This is a genomic window from Pseudomonas sp. 50_B (assembly GCF_017491625.1).
GTDB lineage: Bacteria > Pseudomonadota > Gammaproteobacteria > Pseudomonadales > Pseudomonadaceae > Aquipseudomonas > Aquipseudomonas danubii.
Map to the genome: position 1 here is coordinate 100,830 of NZ_JAFGYX010000018.1, position 19,248 is coordinate 120,077.

Below are 19,248 nucleotides of genomic sequence, written 5' to 3' on the forward strand. Positions count from 1 at the left end.
GATGTCGAGGTGAACATGTACAACTGGATCAGCGCCCTCGCCGACCTGCAGACCCAGGGTGAACCCTGCGTGTTGGTGACCATTATCGAGGAGCTTGGCTCAACGCCGCGTAATGCCGGTTCGAAAATGGTTGTCAGCGCCACCCAGGCCTTCGACACCATCGGTGGCGGGCACCTGGAATACAAGGCCATGCAGATCGCCCGTGACCTGCTCGCCAGCGGCCAGCAGGCCACCCACCTGGAGCGCTTCAGCCTCGGTGCCAGCCTCGGCCAGTGCTGCGGCGGCGCCACGGTGCTGCTGTTCGAACCCATGGGCCAGGTGCAAGCGCAAATCGCCGTGTTCGGTGCCGGCCACGTCGGCCGCGCCCTGGTGCCACTCCTGGCCAGCCTGCCGTGCCGGGTACGCTGGATCGATTCCCGGGAACAGGAATTCCCCGAACAGATTCCCCAGGGCGTGAGCAAGATCGTCAGCGAAGAACCGGTGGAGGAAATCGATAACCTGCCACCTGGCAGCTATTGCATCGTCATGACCCATAATCACCAGCTGGACCTGGAGTTGACCGCCGCCCTGCTCAAGCGCAACGACTTTGCCTATTTCGGCCTGATCGGCTCGAAGACCAAGCGGGTGAAGTTCGAGCACCGCTTGCGCGATCGCGGTTTCGACGCAACCACCTTGCAGCGCATGCGTTGCCCGATGGGGCTCGCTGAAGTCAAAGGCAAGTTGCCCGTGGAAATCGCCATCTCCATTGCCGGTGAGATCATCGCTACCTACAACGCCCATTTCGGCCAGTCCAGCGCCAGCGCCGAACCCATTGCCAAGCTGCTGCCGGTCTCGCGCCGCAGCCAGACTTCGAACTGACACGCCACACACTGAGAACGACCATGCCTTTGACTCGCAAAGCCTACCGTGCCGCCATCCTGCACAGCATCGCCGACCCGGCCGAAGTCGGAATCGAAGCCTCCTACGAGTATTTCGAAGACGGCCTGCTGGTGGTCGAGGACGGCCGGATCAGCGCCCTCGGCCACGCCAGTGAACTGCTTGCCGGCCTGCCCGCCGATGTAGAGATCAATCATTACCCCGATGCCCTGATCACCCCGGGCTTCATCGACACCCACATCCACCTGCCCCAGACCGGTATGGTCGGTGCCTACGGCGAACAGTTGCTGGACTGGCTGAACACCTACACCTTCCCCTGTGAACGCCAGTTCGCCGATCAGGCCCACGCCGATGAAGTGGCGGACATCTTCATCAAGGAATTGCTGCGCAACGGCACCACCACCGCGCTGGTGTTCGGCAGCGTGCATCCACAGTCGGTCAACGCCTTCTTCGCCGCCGCCGAGAAACTCGACCTGCGGATGATCGCCGGCAAGGTGATGATGGACCGCAACGCCCCGGACTACCTGACCGACACCGCAGAGTCCGGCTACCTGGAAAGCAAGGAACTGATCGAACGCTGGCACGGCAAAGGGCGCCTGCACTACGCAGTGACCCCGCGTTTCGCCCCGACCAGCACCCCGGAACAACTGACCCTGGCCGGCAAACTGCTGACCGAGTACCCCGATCTCTACATGCAGACTCACATCAGTGAAAACCTGCAGGAGATCGAATGGGTCAAGGAACTGTTCCCGGAGCGCAAGGGTTACCTGGACGTTTATGACCACTATCAACTGCTGGGGGAACGCTCGGTGTTCGCCCACGGCGTGCACCTGTGCGATGACGAATGTGCGCGCCTGGCGGAAACCGGTTCGGCCGTGGCCTTCTGCCCAACCTCGAACTTCTTCCTCGGCAGTGGCCTGTTCAACCTGCCCATGGCGGAAAAACACAAACTCAATGTCGGCCTGGGCACCGACGTCGGTGGCGGCACCAGTTTCTCGCTGCTGCAGACCCTGAACGAAGCCTACAAAGTCATGCAGCTACAGGGCGCACGCCTGAACCCGTTCAAGTCCCTGTACCTGGCGACCCTGGGCGGCGCCCGCGCCCTGCGCCTGGAGGAGCGTATCGGCACTCTGCACCCTGGCACCGACGCCGACTTCGTGGTCCTCGACTACCACGCCACTCCCTTGCTCAGCTATCGCCTGAAGCAGGCCAACAGCATCGCTGAAACCCTGTTTGTACTGATGACCCTGGGGGACGATCGCACCGTGCTGCAGACCTACGCTGCCGGCCAGCCAGTCCACCAGCGCTAACCCCGCAAACGAAAAATCCCCCGCTCGCGGAACATCGAACGGGGGATTTTTCATGCCTGAGTCCCAGGCGATCAGGTGCAGATCTAGAACGTCACTTCCATGTTCAAGGTCGGCGCCGTGGTCCGCGTACCCCGTCCACCGTCCACCCCGAACTTGTTGTGCCAGTACTCGTAGCCAACACCCAGGTACAGGTTGGGCTTGACGTTCTTGCCGGGCAACACGGCCACCATCAGCGACGTCCGCATCAGGGTTTCCGCTGCGGTGTCACGATAGTTGTAGTCGTGGCCCTTTTCCCCGGTGTAGTTGACGAAGCCCTGGAACTTGGCGGCGTGACTGCCAACTTCGAAGGGACGCATCCAGGCCAGGTTGAGCATGTAAGTATCGTCGAAGGTGTGATCCGGGTCCTTGGCCCCGGGGATGCCGGAATGGTTGTTTTCCTTGTAGTACAGCAAGCTCAGGTCCAGCACGCCGACGGTGTTGAATTTCAGGGTCGGACCGAAGACCAGGGCGCGTTTCTTGGCCGAACCCAGGTTGTTGTTGCGACTGGCATCGAAGCCCAGGGTCAGCGCGTAGTCCTTGACGAGGCCGGTGCCCAAGGGGGTATCAAACACCCGGGACGCGAAGAGCTGGTGACGATAGACGCCATAGACTTCGCTGCTGCCCTTGTGGGTGCCCTTGCGCGGATCGTCGCTGTCGGAGAGCAGCAGGTCCAGGTGCAGGTAGTTGCTGCCGTACTGGTAGCCACTGGCGTGGGTGAAACTGTAGATGCGCTTGCTGATGTAGTGCGGATTGTTCGGGTTGGTGAACTCCTTGCCGTACCGAAAGCCGACGCTGTTGTTCATCCACTCCAGGGCGGCTGCTTCCCCTGCTCCGATCAGTGTCATCAGCAGGGTTGCGCCTTGTAATGCCTTTTTCATTTTTATTATGTCCTGTGGCGGTGTGGCGTAAGGCAGCTTCGCTGGCTGCCATCCACACGCAGTATCGGCACAAGCGCCACAGGCCCCAAAGCACAGAATATCGATCAGCGCGCTGCCAAAACGGCAACAGCCGCCCACAACCATGGACTCAGAGCGTTAGCTGGCCGAAAGCGCGCTCGGCCCGCTCGCGAATGGCGATCTCCTCGCCAAGCAGATGCGCCAGCGCCTCCACCGCGCTGGGCAGATCGCGACCGCTGCGGGCATAGAGCCCCAGGTCGCTGTAGATACCTCCCTGATCGCTCAGCGGGATATGCACCAGTTCGCCCTTGCTCAGGTCGCCCTCGACCCCGACCCGGGTCTGGAAGGCCACCCCCATGTTGTGCCGGGCCATCTGCCGCGCCAGCTCCATGGAGTTGCTCTGCAAGGGCGGTTTGTCCAACAGCCCCAGGCGCTTGTGCAACGGCGCCAGCAAGTGATGGATCGACAGCTCGCTCTTGGCCAGGATCAGCCCGTGCTCGGCGCAGGTGGCGAAATTGACGCTGCCCCGCTCGGCCAAGGGATGATCGGGACTGACCAGAGCCCCCAGGCGAAAATGACCGACGCTCAACGGGCGGATCTCCGGCGCCCTGGGCAGGGCGAACGCCAGGCCCAGGTCCGCACGACTGTTGATCAAGGCCTGGGGAATGGATTGCGAGCCCTGCACCGTGACGCCGATGGTCACCTGTGGATACAGATCGCGCATGCGCTTGAGCACCGAGGGCAGCAAATCCACCGTCGCGCCTTCCACAGCGGCAATCTCCACATGCCCGCTCTTGAGGCCACGCAGAGCATCGAACTCCAGGCGCACCCGCTCCAGGTCCTGCAACACCAGATTGACATGACGGCTCATGACCTCTCCCGCCAGGGTCAGGCGCAGGCCGCCCGGCAGGCGTTCGAACAAGGGCGCGCCGATTTCATCCTCGATCTTCAGGATCTGCCGGTTCACCGCCGAAGACGCGACATTCAGGCGCCGAGCAGCCTCGCGGATCGAATGACAGCGACGAACCATGTCGAAGTAATGGATGGCGGAAGAATGAATGCGTAGCGTTCTGCCGATCATGCCGCGGGCTCCTTTCGCAGGACCAGAGGCGCACAGATTGCCGGCCGTGAGCCTCGAAGCAGGCACTGTATACAATCTTAATTAAAATTTAAAACAATCTTCCTGATCAGCAGGCAGACCCGCCGCCAAACAAAAATCCCCCGCTGCATAGGGCTACGCAGCGAGGGATTTTCAGTCTGATCGAAGCTTACAGCTTGGCCGTCGGCCGCCCCGGCTTCTTGGTCTGCAGCAGGTGCGAGAACACCGCATGCAGGTCGTCCGAGGCGCTTTCCTCGTCGAGGTTGAGCTTGCTGTCGATGTGATCCATGTGATGCATCATCAGGTTCACCGCCAGCTCGCCGTCCCGGGCCTCGATGGCGTCGATCAGTTGGGTGTGTTCATCGTAGGAGCAGTGGGAGCGGTTGCCGCTTTCATACTGGGCAATGATCAGCGACGTCTGGGACACCAGGCTGCGCTGGAAGCTGATCAGCGGTGCATTCTTCGCAGCTTCCGCCAGCTTCAGGTGAAACTCCCCGGACAGGCGGATACCGGCACCACGATCGCCTCGGGAAAAGCTGTCGCGCTCCTCGTTGACCATCTGCCGCAACTCCAGCAGCTGTTCGGCGGTGGCATGCTGGACCGCCAGCTCGGTAATGGCTCGCTCCACCAGACGCCGGGCGAGAAAGACCTGACGGGCTTCCTCGACGCTCGGACTGGCAACCACCGCCCCCCGATTGGGCCGCAACAGGACTACGCCTTCATGGGCCAGCCGCGACAATGCACGACGGATGATGGTCCGACTGACTCCGAATATTTCCCCAAGCGCCTCTTCACTCAACTTGGTGCCGGGCGCCAGGCGCTGCTCGAGGATGGCCTCAAAGATGTGCGCGTAGACAATATCGTCCTGGGTTCCGCTGCGACCGGCTTTGCCTGCTCGCGGTTGTTTCTTGAGAGGTTGCAACTGTTCGTTCATGGGCACTCGGGTCGGGAGGACTGCGGCGATTTCGGCGTGACTTTAATACGCCACGGTGGGTCGCTGGCAAGTATCGCGTTAAAACAGGGGCACATTGTACACAACCGCTGGGGATCACTAGCAAAAAGTGTTATCGGCCCCACCACTTATTCAACGACTGTACGGCTATTTGTAGTCACGGCTGTATTGCAATGCAAAGTTGCTTTTAAGTTTAGGCTTGAACCTTGAACCCTATTACCGGCTCGTTGCTTGCGCAGGCTGCAAGCAGCGTTCGCCGGGTATGGGTTTTGCGTCTTTCAAGAACAAGGAACAGCAGTAATGTCCGATGCCACCCCCGCGCAATTACGCCCCCTCGCGGACACTTCGCCCTCCGCCATCGTTGCCGGCTTCATCGCCATGATGACCGGCTACACCAGTTCACTGGTGCTGATGTTCCAGGCTGGACAAGCCGCCGGCCTGACCAGCGGTCAGATCTCCTCTTGGATCTGGGCCATCTCCATTGGCATGGCGGTGTGCAGCATCGGCCTGTCTCTGCGCTATCGCACCCCCATCACCATCGCCTGGTCCACACCCGGCGCTGCCCTGCTGATCACCAGCCTGTCGGGGGTGACCTATGGCGAAGCCATTGGCGCCTACATCACTTGCGCAGTCCTGGTGACCATTTGCGGACTCACCGGCAGCTTCGAGCGCCTGGTGAAAAAGATCCCGGCATCCCTGGCAGCCGCCTTGCTGGCGGGAATCCTGTTCAAGATCGGCAGTGAAATCTTTGTGGCGGCCCAACACCGCACCGGTCTGGTACTGGGGATGTTCCTTACCTACCTGGTGGTCAAGCGCCTGTCGCCACGTTATGCCGTTCTCGCGGCCCTGCTGATCGGCACTGCACTGTCCGGGCTGATGGGCTTGCTGGACTTCAGTGGCTTCCACCTGGAAGTGGCGACGCCGGTCTGGACCACGCCGCACTTTTCCCTGGCGGCCACCATCAGCATCGGTATTCCACTGTTCGTGGTCGCCATGACCTCGCAGAACATGCCCGGGATCGCGGTGCTGCGCGCCGACGGCTACAACGTCCCGGCCTCGCCACTGATCACCGCCACCGGGCTGGCTTCGTTGCTGCTGGCGCCGTTTGGTTCCCACGGCATCAACCTGGCGGCGATCAGCGCGGCGATCTGCACCGGCCCCCACGCCCACGAAGATCGCAGCAAGCGTTACACCGCCGCAGTGTGGTGCGGGGTTTTCTATGGCATCGCCGGGGTCTTCGGCGCCACCCTGGCTGCGCTGTTCGCGGCTTTGCCCAAGGAACTGGTGCTGTCCATCGCCGCCCTGGCGCTGTTCGGCTCGATCATCAACGGCTTGAGCATCGCCATGAGTGAAGTGAAGGAGCGAGAAGCGGCGCTGATCACCTTTATGGTGACGGCCTCGGGGCTGACGCTGTTTTCCATTGGCTCGGCGTTCTGGGGAATTGTCGCTGGGGTCGTGACCTTGATGATTCTGAATGGGCGCAATGCCTGAAGAACTTCGCCGGCCTACCTGTTCCTACCCAAGACAGCACCCACTGTAGGGGCCGACTTGCCGGCGAACGGCGCCCACGAGCATCTCCCGGGCAAGCCCGCACAGAGACAAGGAACACAAGGGAAAATTCGAAAGGCCGCCCAGGGAGGGCAGCAACGCATGAGCGGCCCGGACGGGCCGCTCACACATGACATCACGCGACTGGGTTGATCGCGTTGTCCGGGTACCAGACGTCCAGCAGCGGGCTGACTTCAACGCTGGTCAGCTCGGTACGACCTTTGAGCCAGGCTTCAACAGCTGCACGCTGTGCTTCGCTGACGGAACCGCGCTTGCTCAGGCAAACCAGACCGAAGTCATCGCCGCCAACATAGCCCAGACCGTTGGCTTCCATCGCTTCTTTGAGGAACGCGTCGAGGAAAGCGTCAATAGCTTCTTCAGCCAGATCTTCTTTGAAATCCAGGTTCAGCTCAAAACCCAGCTCCTGAAATTCATCTACGCAGAGTTTTTTGCGCAGACGGCGGGAACGGTTAGTGGCCATGGAACAATCCTCATAAGTAATAACGGGCGGCACTTTACCAGTTTAGGCGGGCGATTGCCTGACTCTATGAGGATGCGGGACCGCCATTGGTAAAAAAAATACCGCCACGGCGGCCCGTGGCACGGCACAAGCCGCTATACCTTGGGGCATAATGCCGACACTTTCATGATCACTGAGGGATTTTATCTGCATGCCCTCGCCTTTTTTCCCCTCGACTGCAGGGTTCCACTTCATATGATCAAATCGTTGCGTCCTCTGTTGCTTGCCAGTGTTTTTCTTCCCCTGGCATTTCCTGTCTCTGCGGCTCCGGTCAACACCACCCTGACCCCCAAGGTTCAACAAGCCCTCAAAGCCAGCAAGCTCCCGAACAACGCCCTGTCGCTGGTGATGATTCCCCTGAACGGCCCTGGCACGCCGACGGTTTTCAACGCCGATGTCTCGGTCAACCCGGCCTCCACCATGAAGCTGGTGACCACCTACGCGGCCCTGGAAATGCTTGGCCCGACCCACCAGTGGAAGACCGAGTTCTACACCGATGGCACCCTCAGCGGTGGCATTCTCAACGGCAATCTCTATCTCAAGGGCGGCGGCGATCCCAAGCTGAACATGGAGAAGCTCTGGCTGCTGATGCGTGACCTGCGGGCCAATGGCGTGCAGCAAGTCACCGGCGACCTGGTACTGGACCGCAACTACTTCGTGCAACCGCAGTTGCCTGAGTTCAATGACGACGGCAACGACGAGAACAAGCCGTTCCTGGTCAAGCCCGACGCGCTGATGGTCAACCTCAAGGCCCTGCGCTTCGTCGCCCGCAATGACTCCGGCCGGGTGCTGGTGTCGGTAGAGCCGCCGATTGCCAAGATCCGCATCGACAATCAGGTCAAGGCAGTCAACACCAAGCAGTGCACCGGCGACGTTCGCTACAACCCCGTGCCCCAGGCCGATGGCAGCGTGATCGTCACCGTTGGCGGCCAGTTGGGTGATGGCTGCAGTTCCCAGACCTACCTGTCGCTGCTGGACCACGCCACCTACACCGCCGGTGCGGTGCGGGCGATCTGGAGCGAACTGGGCGGCAGCATCCAGGGCAAGGACCGCCTCGCGGTAGTACCCAAGGATGCCAAGGTCCTGGCCCGTGCCTTCTCTCCGGACCTCGCGGAGGTCATCCGCGACATCAACAAATACAGTAACAACACCATGGCCCAGCAGCTGTTCCTGAGCCTGGGCGCCAAGTACCGCAATGAAGCCGACGGCGATGACGCCAAGGCGGCCCAGCGTGTGGTGCGCCAGTGGCTGGCGAAAAAAGGCATCACCGCGCCGCATCTGGTAATGGAAAACGGCTCCGGCCTGTCCCGTGCCGAACGGGTCAGCGCCCGGGAACTGGCCGGCCTGCTGCAAGCGGCCTGGAAGAGCCCCTACGCCGCCGAGTTCATCAGTTCAATGCCGATTGCCGGCATGGACGGCACCATGCGCAAGCGCCTGAAACGTACCGCCATGTCCGGTGAGGCCCACATCAAGACCGGCACCCTGAACACCGTGCGCGCCATTGCCGGCTATAGCCGCGATGACAACGGCAACACCTGGGCGGTGGTGGCGATCCTCAACGATCCGCGCCCCTTCGGCGCCTCTTCGGTGCTGGATCAGGTGCTGCTGGATCTGTATCGCCAGCCAAAACTGGCCACCAGCGCATCCGTTCTCTAACTCGCTGTTGCGACAGTGGCGGACCCGCTCCGCCGCTGTCAGCGATCAAGGCAGCTCTGGCTGGACTCGATCGCGTCCGGCCTGCTTGGCGGCATAGACCCCGGAGTCGGCCCGCAACAACAAACCGTCCGCCCCCTCGCCTTCGCGCCAGCTGGCAATGCCGAAACTGGCGGTGACACTGCCCACCGGCTCGATCGGCGAACTGCGCAGTCCCTGCCACAGTTCCTGAGCCAGGATCAGCGCCTGCTGGGCGTTGGTGCCCGGACACAGCACCATGAACTCCTCGCCGCCGAGACGGCAGAACACATCGGTACGCCGCAGACGCCCACCAATGCGGACACAGAGCCCCCGCAATACCTGATCCCCGACGCCGTGTCCGTACTGGTCGTTGATCCGCTTGAAATGATCGATATCCAGCATGATCACCGCCATCTCGCCTCCAACACGCTCAAGACGCTGCATTTCGCTCTGCAACTGCTCCTGGAAATAGCGCCGGTTGTGAATGCCGGTCAGGGAGTCAGTCACTGACAACGCACGCAACTCTTCCTCGACCCGCTTGAGGTCGGAAATGTCCGAGATATAGCCGTGCCAGAGCACGCCGCCGCCCTGCAGGCTTTCCGGGGTCGCCGCGCCACGCATCCAGCGCAGCCCCCGTTGCGGCAGGCAGACCCGATACTCCTCGCGCCACGGACTGAGCTGCTTGGCGGAAACCTGGATCGACTTGCGCACCCGCTGCACATCCTCAGGATGGATACGCTCGAACACTGCCTCGGCATCCTCCTGCAACACCTGCGGCTCGATCTCGTAGATTTCGCGTATGCCATCGCTGGCATAGGTGAAGCTCGCGTGTCCCTCGGCATCCAGCTTGAACTGGTAGATCCCTCCGGGAACATGGGCACTGAGCCTTTTCAACAGGCGGTCCCGGGCCGCCAGGGCCTCGTGCACCCGCTTGCGCTCGGTGATGTCGATGCAGATGGCCAGGTGGCCGATCCACAGCCCCTGATCATCCAGCACCGGGGTCGCCAGCATGTTCACTTGCAGGTGGCTGCCGTCACGCCTGACCAGCGTCCACTCTCGCGCCTCATGGCCACCGGCCAGGCCTTCTTCCACCAGCATGGCCCGGGACACTGGAATGGCCTTGCCATAGCGCTGGGTAAGGCTCTGAGCCCAGCTTTCCAGCTCCCGGGGCAGGTGCAGGCTTTCCAGGGTCAGGTGGCCTACCGCTTCACTGCTGCTGTAGCCGAGCATCTGCTCGGCCCCGGCATTGAAGGTACTGATGACACCACGCAGGTCCGTGGCGATGATCGCCACCTGGGTCGCGGCATTGAGCACGCAGCGCAACTGACTGTGAGTGCCGCGCAATTCCTGCTCGCGACTGCGCAGCTCCCCCGTGCGTTGCTCCACCAGGGCCAAGGCCCGTTGCCGCTGACTCACCAGCACATAGAGCAAGGCGCTGAGCAGCAGACTGAGCAAGCCACCGAGAATCACCAGGCTGCTCAGGGAAGATTGGTTGGCATGCAGGAACGCCGCGCTGGGGCGGATATCAACCTGATAATCCCGGTCCGCCAGGCGCAACAGACGGCTGGCCATCAGGTGACTGGCGATCGGCGGGTTGTTCGATTCATAGAGCACCTCGTGCTGGCCCTCGGTGGACAGATCGAGAATGCGCACCGACAAATTGTCGCTGGCCGGCACTGGCAAGCCGTCCGCCACCAGTTGCCGCAGGCTGATCACCGCCAGCACATAACCGTAAGGCCTGGCCTCGGGCAAGGGGCTGTCCTGGGGGCGCCTGACCGGCGCCGCCAGCAGCACGCCCCGGGCATAGGCCGGGTCCACGGCAACCAGGTGCAAAGGCGGCGAAACCGCCAGGCCGTTGAGCTCCCTGGCCCGCTCCAGAGTAGCCCGGCGCTGAGGCTGGGCCAGCAAGTCGTGCCCCAGGGGCGACCCCAGGGGGCTTTGCGTCTGGCTGTACAGAATCGGCGCAAAGTCTTCTTGCTCACCGGCGGGCTCCATCTGGCCGCTGGCGTTCAATTGCAGGATGGTGAACCCCGCCACCCCCTGATCCCGCACCGCCTGTTCGAACGCCGGCCGCTGGGCACGACTCACCAGAGGCGCCCAGGCATAGGCCTGAGTGTGGCGCAGCAGAGGCTTGGCGTAACCATCGAAGTCCTGGCGGGTCACCAGGTCGGAATTGACAAAGAAACGCCGCAGACCGTCCAGGCGTTGCTCCTGGTCTTGAAAGCGCTCTTCGATACGGCTGTAGCGTTCACTGGCGAGCAATTGGAAGCGCTGGCGCAGTTGCTGTTTGTTCGAGTTGTAAGTGGACCAGGCCAGCAGCCCGGTGAGAATGCCGCCCGCAAGCAACACCAGCACAGCCACTAGCCAGGCAGAGACTTCTTCACTAATGAAACCCAGGATCTTCGGGCGTACCACATGCAACGGCATAAGTAGAACTCATCACGCCAGCGAGTTTGGGTGTCATCCGGACTTGGTGTGAGTTATAGCTATTAGCCACTAATTTGACCAGCGCTAAACAGCCCCCAAAGCCCGAAAAAACGGGCGTCGGGGACTTATCCGGCCATCAGCGGGCGCTGATTTTCCAAGCACGGTGAATTTTGCTGTTACGGGCAAAATCCGGGTCGATGGTTTTCGCCGTGATCTCCTCGACCTGATAGCGCGCGGCGAGGTTCTCGTCCAACTGGAACTTGCGGAAGTTGTTGGAGAAGTAGAGCACGCCACCCGGCGCCAGACGGGCCATGGCCAGGTCCAGCAACTGCACCTGGTCACGCTGCACGTCGAACACCCCTTCCATGCGCTTGGAGTTGGAGAAGGTCGGCGGGTCGATGAAGATCAGGTCGAACTCGTCACGGCAACTGTCCAGCCAGGCCATCACATCACCCTGCTCCAGACGGTTCTTGTCGGAGAAACCGTTGAGGGAGAAGTTGCGTCGCGCCCAGTCCAGGTAGGTTTTCGACAAGTCGACGCTGGTCGTGCTGCGGGCTCCACCCTTGGCCGCGTGCACACTGGCGGTGGCGGTGTAGCAGAACAGGTTGAGGAAACGCTTGCCAGCAGCCTCTTTCTGGATGCGCATGCGCATCGGCCGATGGTCGAGGAACAGCCCGGTGTCCAGGTAGTCGGTCAGGTTCACCAGCAGCTTGACCCCGCCTTCGCGAACTTCGGTGAACTGGCCCTGGGCGCTCTGGCGCTCGTATTGCTTGGTGCCGCTCTGGCGCTCGCGACGCTTGATCACCACCCGGCTCTTATCCACGTTCAGTGCCTGGGGAATCGCTGCCAGGGCATCGAACAGACGCGCCTGGGCCTTCTCCGGGTCCACCGACTTGGGCGCCGCGTATTCCTGGACGTGCACCCAATCTTGGTACAGGTCGATGGCCAGGGAGTATTCCGGCATGTCCGCGTCATAGACCCGATAGCACTCGACACCTTCGCGCTTGGCCCATTTGCCCAGCAGCTTGAGGTTCTTTTGCAGGCGGTTGGCAAACATCTGCCCGCCCTCGCTCAGACGGGCCTGCTCGACCACCGGCGCCGGCGCAGGAGCCGGCTTGATCGGGTTGCCATTCTTGTTGTACTGGCGCACCGGCGGCTCGTCTGCAGCGGCCTGGGCCTGCTCGCGTTCCACCTGGCGCTGCTCGGCGGTGCGTCGCTCACCGGTGACGAACTGGTCCGGCAGCACCTTGATCAGCAGCAGCTTGCACGGCAAGGCGCCGTTCCAGAACGAGTACTGCTTGTGGCTGCGAATGCCCATGCGCTTGCCCAGGTCCGGGGCGCCGGTGAACACCGCCGCTTCCCAGTTCAGGCAGGCCTGACGCAGGCGCTCGCCGAGGTTCTGGTAGAGGTACAGCAGGCTGGCTTCGTCACCCAGACGCTCGCCGTAGGGCGGGTTGCAGATCACCAGGCCCTTCTGGTTCTGGTCCGGACGCGGTTCAAAAGTCCCCACTTCGCCCTGGTAGATCTTGATCCAGTCGCTCAAGCCCGCGCGCTCGACGTTGTTGCGACCCGGCTGGATCAATCGTGGATCGGCCTCGTAGCCGCGAATCCACAGCGGTGGCTTGGCCAGTCCGGCCTGGGCCCGAGCCTGTGCTTCATCGTGCAGCTTGCGCCACAACGCCGGCACATGGCCGAGCCAGGCGGTAAAGCCCCACTGCTCACGCTTGAGGTTGGGAGCGATGTCCGCGGCAATCATCGCCGCTTCCACCAGGAAGGTGCCGACACCGCACATCGGGTCGGCCAGGGCCCCGCCGTCTGCGGCGATGCGCGGCCAGCCGGAACGGATCAGGATCGCGGCCGCCAGGTTTTCCTTGAGCGGCGCGGCGCCTTGCTGCAGGCGATAGCCGCGCTGGTGCAGGCTGTGGCCGGACAGGTCCAGGGACAGGATGGCTTCGCCGCGATCCAGGCGCAGGTGGATGCGCAGGTCCGGATTGAGCTTGTCCACCGAAGGACGCTCGCCGGTGGGTGTGCGCAGTTTGTCGACAATGGCGTCCTTGACCTTCAGGGCACCAAAGTGGGTGTTGTCGATGCCCGAACCGTGGCCGCTGAACTCCACCGCCAGGGTGCCATCGGCCAGCATGTGGTCCTGCCAGTCGACGTCGAGCACGCCGTGGTAGAGGTCCTCGGCGTCCTTCATTGGAAAGCGCTTGAGGACAAGCAGCACCCGGTTGGCCAGGCGCGACCACAGACACAGCCGATAGGCCGTCTCCATGTCGGCCATGCCGCGCACGGCAGAGGTGTGCTCACGTGCTTGCTCAAGGCCAAGCCCGACGGCTTCCTCGATCAGCAGGCCTTCAAGGCCTTTGGGGCAGGTGAGGAAGAGTTCGTAACGATCCGACATGGGAGTACCAGGGCCTTTAGCAATAAGTGAACGGACAACGCATCGCCCGTTCGGTTTTCAATCAAGCGCTTTTCTTCAAGAGCGCTCGTGTGGCACGAAACTGTGCCGTCCCACCCCGGCAGACAGGCTTTCTTGCAGGGCAAAAAAGCTTAGAGGCCGGGACAGATAAAAAAGTCAGGGCAACAAAATGACATAAGTCGACCCTTCGTCGAATAGTAGTTGAGTGCAACCGTTCGACATTCTCACTAAAGCATTAACCTCATCATCTAGTGAGAGGCTGATCACAGCGGGCTTTGCCTGGCAAACAAGCTAAAAAACCCGTCCCGGCTTATGGCCTGGACAGCATTATCGTTACGTCCTTATGACAAAACGATCATTCACTTGCTGTGACCTATTGGTTAGAACTCAACACAGGTTGACGCCGCAATGGCGTCAACATCAAGGCTCGCCACGCCGGCAGCGAGCACCAACGGCAGAGACAATCTGCCCGACCTCAGAAGAAGGTCGACGGGACATAAGACAGTCAACAAGTGAGGGAAACACCCTATGAGAAGACTAAAGCGTGATCCGTTGGAAAGAGCATTTTTACGCGGATATCAGTATGGCGTTAATGGCAAGTCCCGTGAGCTTTGCCCATTTACTCTACCGTCGGTACGCCAAGCCTGGATTAACGGCTGGCGAGAAGGACGCGGCGACAACTGGGACGGTATGACTGGCACTGCGGGCATCCACAGACTCAACGAACTTCGCGCTGTCGGCTGATCAGGGCACATTCCGACACCTACAACTTGAATAGATGACGACTTAACCACGCACGCCCCATCCGGGCGGCGGGCTTCGGCCCAGGGGCTCCTTCGAGGAGCCCTTTTTTATGGCCGCGCTGGCGCCCGTTCTTATCGGCCCATGGCCGCGATGGCATCCACCGACTCGCGAATCAACGCCGGCCCCTTATAGATGAAGCCCGAATACAGCTGCACCAGGCTGGCGCCCGCGGCGATCTTCTCAGCCGCGTGCTTGCCTTCCGTGATGCCGCCCACGGCAATGATCGGCAAGCGACCGGCCAGTTCAGCGGCCAGTACCTTGACAGTGTGGGTGCTCTTGTCGCGCACCGGCGCGCCGGACAAGCCGCCAGCCTCATCGCCGTGCTCCATACCTTCGACGCCTTCGCGACTCAAGGTGGTGTTGGTGGCGATCACCGCGTCCATGCCGGTTTCCAGCAAGGCCCGAGCCACTTCAACGGTTTCCTCATCGCTCATGTCCGGCGCGATCTTGATCGCCAGGGGCACGCGTTTGCCATGAATGCTCGCCAGCTCCTGCTGACGCTGGCTCAGAGCCGACAGCAGCTGCTTGAGGGACTCGCCAAACTGCAGGCTGCGCAAGCCCGGGGTATTGGGCGAGCTGACATTGACCGTGACATAACTGGCATGGGCATAGACCTTGTCCAGGCAGATCAGGTAGTCGTCCACCGCCCGCTCCACCGGGGTGTCGAAGTTCTTGCCGATATTGATCCCCAGCACGCCCTTGTATTGGGAGGCGGCCACACGTGCCAGCAGATTATCGACCCCCAGGTTGTTGAAGCCCATGCGGTTGATGATGGCTTCGGCCTGAGGCAGGCGGAAGATCCGCGGCTTGGGGTTGCCCGGCTGCGGACGCGGAGTGACGGTGCCGATCTCGACAAAGCCAAAGCCCAGTTGAGCGAAGCCATCGATGGCGGCGCCGTTCTTGTCCAGACCGGCAGCCAGGCCCACCGGGTTCGGAAACTCCAGGCCCATGACCTGCACCGGCAACTGCGCCGGCGCCTTGCACAACAGACCGTTAAGGCCCAAACGCCCGCCCGCACCGATCAGGTCCAGGGACAGATCGTGGGAGGTTTCCGGGGAGAGTTTGAACAACAGCTGGCGGGCCAGGGTATACATGGGCGGGATGAACTCGGTTGGCGGCGAAATAAGGCGCCGATTATAGCCGCGCCCAGGGCTTGCAGGCGAGGCGCAGAATGAAATCCCCGACAATGGCATATGCCTTGCACCCACTTGCTCATCAGACCTGGGCCAATGGCGGCCCAGGTTCAAGGACAACGGCGTCGTCACCCACACAGGCTTTGCCTGGCCAGTGGGTACGACGCTTTTTTATGCAAGGTGCCAAGCCATGACTGAACACCCCAACTGCGCACTGGCCTGGGTCAACGGCAGCGATGCCCCGGAAAAGTCCGCCATCAACCTGGGCTTCATGGCCCTGACCGATTGCGCCTCGGTGGTGGTCGCCGCCACCCAGGGCTTTGCCCAGCCCTACGGCCTGACCCTGAACCTCAAGCGCCAGAGTTCCTGGGCCGGGCTGCGGGACAAGCTGGTGAGTGGCGAACTGGACGCTGCCCACAGCCTGTACGGCCTGATCTACGCCGTGCACCTGGGCATCGGCGGGACCCATCCCTGCGACATGGCGGTGCTCATGGGCCTGAACCAGAATGGCCAAAGCATCAACCTGTCCCGGGAACTGCAAGCCCTCAAAGTGACCAGCCCTGAAGCATTGGACCACCATGTGCACCAAAGCCGGGCACGACTGACCTTCGCCCAGACCTTCCCCACCGGGACTCACGCCATGTGGTTGTACTACTGGCTGGCCAGCCAGGGCATCCACCCGCTGCAGGATGTCGACAGCGTGGTGGTGCCGCCGCCGCAGATGGTGGCTCACCTGCAGGCCGGGCGCATCGACGGGTTCTGCGTCGGCGAACCCTGGAGCGCCAGTGCAGTGCAGCAGGATCAGGGCTTCACCCTGGCCACCAGCCAGGCAATCTGGCCGGACCACCCGGAAAAAGTCCTCGGCTGCACCCGCGCCTTCGTCGAGCAATACCCCAACACCGCCCGGGTCCTGGTCATGGCGATCCTCGAGGCCAGCCGCTTTATCGAACAAAGTCCGGAAAACCGCCGCAGCACCGCCCAGTTGCTGAGCGCCGCCGATTACCTGAATGCACCGCTGGACTGCATCGAGCCGCGGCTGCTGGGGGCTTACGCCGACGGCCTGGGCAATCGCTGGCAGGACCCCCACGCGCTGCGCTTTCACCACCATGGCGCCGTCAACCTGCCCTACCTATCCGACGGCATGTGGTTCATGACCCAGTTCCGGCGCTGGGGCCTGCTGCGGGAAGACCCGGACTACCTGGGCGTCGCTCGCCACGTGCAGCAGCTTGAACTCTATCGCGAAGCCGCCAGCGCGCTGGGCATCACCACCTCGGGCCCGGACATGCGCAGCAGCCAGTTGATCGATGGCAAGGTGTGGGACGGCTCTGAGCCTGCCGCCTATGCCCGCAGCTTCCGCCTGCATGCCCTCAACGACAGCCCTGCCCTTGCCGCCCAGCGCTGACCGGAGTCCGCGAACATGCTGCGTATCCTGCTGATCAACGACACCGCAAAAAAAGTCGGAAGGCTCAAGGCCGCCCTCAGCGAAGCCGGCTTCGAGGTGATTGACGAATCCGGCCTGACCATCGACCTGCCGGGCCGCGTCGAAACGGTGCGCCCGGACGTGATCCTGATCGATACCGAGTCACCCAGCCGTGATGTGATGGAGCAAGTGGTGCTGGTCAGCCGCGATCAACCCCGGCCCATCGTGATGTTCACCGATGAACACGATCCGGGGGTGATGCGCCAGGCGATCAAGTCCGGGGTCAGCGCCTACATCGTCGAGGGCATCCAGGTCCAGCGCCTGCAACCGATCCTCGACGTGGCCATGGCGCGCTTTGAAAGCGACCAGGCCCTGCGCGCGCAACTCCAGGCCCGGGACCAGCAACTGGCCGAGCGCAAGCGCATCGAGCTGGCCAAGGGCCTGTTGATGAAGATGAAGGACTGCGACGAAGAACAGGCCTACACCCTGATGCGCCGTCAGGCCATGGGCAAGCAGCAGAAGCTGATCCAGGTCGCGGAACAGATCATCGCCATGCAGGAACTGCTGGGCTGACCTGCGCCCCGGAGGAGCCGGCTTGCCGGCGAATAGGCCTCTGAACCTTGTGCCAGTCTTGAGGGCGCCTTCGCTGGCAAGCCAGCTCCTACAGCGAGCCTGCCCATGCCAGCCAACATGGCCGCCGGTTGGCTCGGCTCTTGCTACCAGATCCACAACGGTAACCAACGGCGGTTGCCCCACCTACGACAAAGACGTCGCGCACCCTGCTCGCCACAACGAGCCGGGTGCCGACGTTTTTTCGTTTTGGCCCCACTGACCGGGGTCGGTGGCGCGGCCGTGGCGGCGCTCCACCTGCAAGCTCATGACGACTCCAACGACTCTTATCAGCTGAGGTGCGCGATGAATTCAAGCTTCTGGAAATCCGGCCACACCCCGACCCTGTTCGCAGCCTTTCTGTATTTCGACCTGAGCTTCATGGTCTGGTACCTGCTGGGCCCCCTGGCGGTGCAGATTGCTGCCGACCTGCACCTGAGCCCCCAGCAACGCGGGCTGATGGTCGCCACACCGATCCTCGCCGGCGCAGTGCTGCGCTTCATCATGGGCCTGCTGGCCGATCGCCTGTCGCCCAAGACCGCCGGCCTGATCGGCCAGGTGATTGTCATCGGCGCGCTGTTCGGCGCCTGGAAGCTGGGCATCCACAGCTATGAGCAAGCCTTGCTACTGGGAGTATTCCTGGGCATGGCCGGCGCCTCCTTCGCTGTGGCCCTGCCCCTGGCCTCCCAATGGTATCCGCCGCAACACCAGGGCAAGGCCATGGGCATCGCCGGTGCCGGCAACTCCGGCACGGTGTTCGCCGCGCTGCTCGCTCCGGTGCTGGCAGCGGCTTTCGGCTGGAGCAATGTCTTCGGCTTCGCCCTGATCCCGCTGCTCCTGACACTGGTGCTGTTCGCCTGGCTGGCGAAGAACGCCCCCGAGCGGCCACGGGCCAAATCCATGGGCGACTACTTCAAGGCCCTGGGGGACCGCGACAGCTGGTGGTTCATGTTCTTCTACAGCGTGACCTTTGGCGGATTCATCGGCCTGGCCAGCGCCCTGCCCGGCTATTTCAACGACCAGTACGGCCTGAGCCCGGTGACTGCTGGCTACTACACCGCCGCCTGTGTCTTCGGCGGCAGCCTGATGCGCCCTCTGGGCGGCGCCCTGGCGGACCGTTTCGGCGGCATCCGCACTTTGCTGGCGATGTACAGCGTGGCGGTGGTCTGCATCGCCGCCGTGGGATTCAACCTGCCCAGTTCCTACGCCGCCCTGGCCCTGTTCGTCTGCACCATGCTGGGCCTCGGCGCCGGCAATGGCGCGGTGTTCCAGCTGGTACCGCAACGCTTTCGTCGGGAAATCGGGGTCATGACCGGGCTGATCGGCATGGCCGGCGGCATCGGCGGTTTCGCCCTGGCGGCAGGCATGGGCGCGATCAAGCAGAGCACCGGCAGCTATCAACTGGCACTGTGGCTGTTCGCCAGTCTCGGGGTCCTGGCCTGGTTCGGCCTGTACGGGGTCAAGCGCCGCTGGAGAACCACCTGGGGCTCCGCCGCCGTGACTGCGGCACGGGTCTGAGCGC

The 19,248-nt window shown here is 62.4% G+C and carries 15 protein-coding genes; 8 read left to right on the forward strand and 7 right to left on the reverse strand.

Annotated elements, in window-relative coordinates; translation table 11 throughout:
* Positions 1 to 15 precede the first annotated feature (15 nt).
* Both xdhC and guaD read left to right on the forward strand, forming a co-directional pair.
* On the forward strand, positions 16 to 858 hold the full coding sequence (gene xdhC / locus J5M73_RS23055) for a xanthine dehydrogenase accessory protein XdhC (protein ID WP_102864103.1): 843 nt from the start codon (positions 16 to 18) through the stop codon (positions 856 to 858).
* A 23-nt stretch (positions 859 to 881) separates the two neighbouring features.
* Positions 882 to 2,186 carry a guanine deaminase gene (gene guaD, locus J5M73_RS23060; protein WP_102863830.1) on the forward strand — a complete coding sequence of 435 codons (1,305 nt, stop codon included), beginning with the start codon at positions 882 to 884 and terminating at the stop codon, positions 2,184 to 2,186.
* Positions 2,187 to 2,269: 83 nt separating this feature from the next.
* Here guaD and J5M73_RS23065 read toward each other — a convergent pair whose 3' ends face one another.
* The 3 genes from J5M73_RS23065 to J5M73_RS23075 form a co-directional block, all read right to left on the reverse strand.
* Positions 2,270 to 3,103, reverse strand: coding sequence for a nucleoside-binding protein (locus J5M73_RS23065; protein ID WP_102863831.1), 834 nt, complete (start codon positions 3,101 to 3,103; stop codon positions 2,270 to 2,272).
* 148 nt (positions 3,104 to 3,251) lie between these two features.
* Positions 3,252 to 4,202 carry a LysR family transcriptional regulator gene (locus J5M73_RS23070; RefSeq protein WP_102863832.1) on the reverse strand — a complete coding sequence of 317 codons (951 nt, stop codon included), beginning with the start codon at positions 4,200 to 4,202 and terminating at the stop codon, positions 3,252 to 3,254.
* A 187-nt stretch (positions 4,203 to 4,389) separates the two neighbouring features.
* Positions 4,390 to 5,154 (reverse strand): GntR family transcriptional regulator, encoded by a 765-nt coding sequence (locus J5M73_RS23075; protein ID WP_025128787.1) that lies wholly within the window; start codon positions 5,152 to 5,154, stop codon positions 4,390 to 4,392.
* A 318-nt stretch (positions 5,155 to 5,472) separates the two neighbouring features.
* Here J5M73_RS23075 and J5M73_RS23080 point away from each other — a divergent pair, with 318 nt between their 5' ends.
* Positions 5,473 to 6,663, forward strand: coding sequence for a benzoate/H(+) symporter BenE family transporter (locus J5M73_RS23080; protein ID WP_102863833.1), 1,191 nt, complete (start codon positions 5,473 to 5,475; stop codon positions 6,661 to 6,663).
* 193 nt (positions 6,664 to 6,856) lie between these two features.
* On the opposite strand, the gene J5M73_RS23085 is transcribed toward J5M73_RS23080, so the two are convergent.
* Complete coding sequence (locus tag J5M73_RS23085; protein WP_102863834.1) at positions 6,857 to 7,201, reverse strand: YggL family protein; 345 nt, start codon at positions 7,199 to 7,201, stop codon at positions 6,857 to 6,859.
* Between the two features lie 234 nt (positions 7,202 to 7,435).
* On the opposite strand from J5M73_RS23085, the gene dacB reads away from it, so the two are divergent.
* Positions 7,436 to 8,896, forward strand: coding sequence for a D-alanyl-D-alanine carboxypeptidase/D-alanyl-D-alanine-endopeptidase (gene dacB / locus J5M73_RS23090; protein ID WP_102863835.1), 1,461 nt, complete (start codon positions 7,436 to 7,438; stop codon positions 8,894 to 8,896).
* A 45-nt stretch (positions 8,897 to 8,941) separates the two neighbouring features.
* On the opposite strand, the gene J5M73_RS23095 is transcribed toward dacB, so the two are convergent.
* Complete coding sequence (locus J5M73_RS23095; protein WP_102863836.1) at positions 8,942 to 11,341, reverse strand: diguanylate cyclase; 2,400 nt, start codon at positions 11,339 to 11,341, stop codon at positions 8,942 to 8,944.
* Between the two features lie 136 nt (positions 11,342 to 11,477).
* Positions 11,478 to 13,742, reverse strand: a complete 2,265-nt coding sequence (gene rlmKL / locus J5M73_RS23100) for a bifunctional 23S rRNA (guanine(2069)-N(7))-methyltransferase RlmK/23S rRNA (guanine(2445)-N(2))-methyltransferase RlmL (RefSeq protein WP_102863837.1) — start codon at positions 13,740 to 13,742, stop codon at positions 11,478 to 11,480.
* 546 nt (positions 13,743 to 14,288) lie between these two features.
* Here rlmKL and J5M73_RS23105 point away from each other — a divergent pair.
* Complete coding sequence (locus J5M73_RS23105; protein ID WP_016965693.1) at positions 14,289 to 14,504, forward strand: ribosome modulation factor; 216 nt, start codon at positions 14,289 to 14,291, stop codon at positions 14,502 to 14,504.
* Positions 14,505 to 14,635: 131 nt separating this feature from the next.
* On the opposite strand, the gene J5M73_RS23110 is transcribed toward J5M73_RS23105, so the two are convergent.
* On the reverse strand, positions 14,636 to 15,658 hold the full coding sequence (locus J5M73_RS23110) for a quinone-dependent dihydroorotate dehydrogenase (RefSeq protein ID WP_102863838.1): 1,023 nt from the start codon (positions 15,656 to 15,658) through the stop codon (positions 14,636 to 14,638).
* 229 nt (positions 15,659 to 15,887) lie between these two features.
* Between J5M73_RS23110 and J5M73_RS23115 the strand changes: the two genes are divergently transcribed.
* The 3 genes from J5M73_RS23115 (at position 15,888) to J5M73_RS23125 (ending at position 19,244) form a co-directional block, all read left to right on the forward strand.
* The gene (locus J5M73_RS23115; RefSeq protein ID WP_102863839.1) at positions 15,888 to 17,099 is read left to right on the forward strand and encodes a CmpA/NrtA family ABC transporter substrate-binding protein; all 1,212 of its coding nucleotides are present in this window, start codon (positions 15,888 to 15,890) and stop codon (positions 17,097 to 17,099) included.
* 15 nt (positions 17,100 to 17,114) lie between these two features.
* Entirely contained in the window at positions 17,115 to 17,690 is a 576-nt protein-coding gene (locus tag J5M73_RS23120) for an ANTAR domain-containing protein (RefSeq protein ID WP_102863840.1), read from the forward strand.
* Positions 17,691 to 18,032: 342 nt separating this feature from the next.
* Positions 18,033 to 19,244: a nitrate/nitrite transporter gene (locus tag J5M73_RS23125; RefSeq protein ID WP_102863841.1), complete on the forward strand. Its 1,212-nt coding sequence runs from the start codon at positions 18,033 to 18,035 to the stop codon at positions 19,242 to 19,244.
* The last annotated feature ends 4 nt before the right edge of the window (positions 19,245 to 19,248 follow it).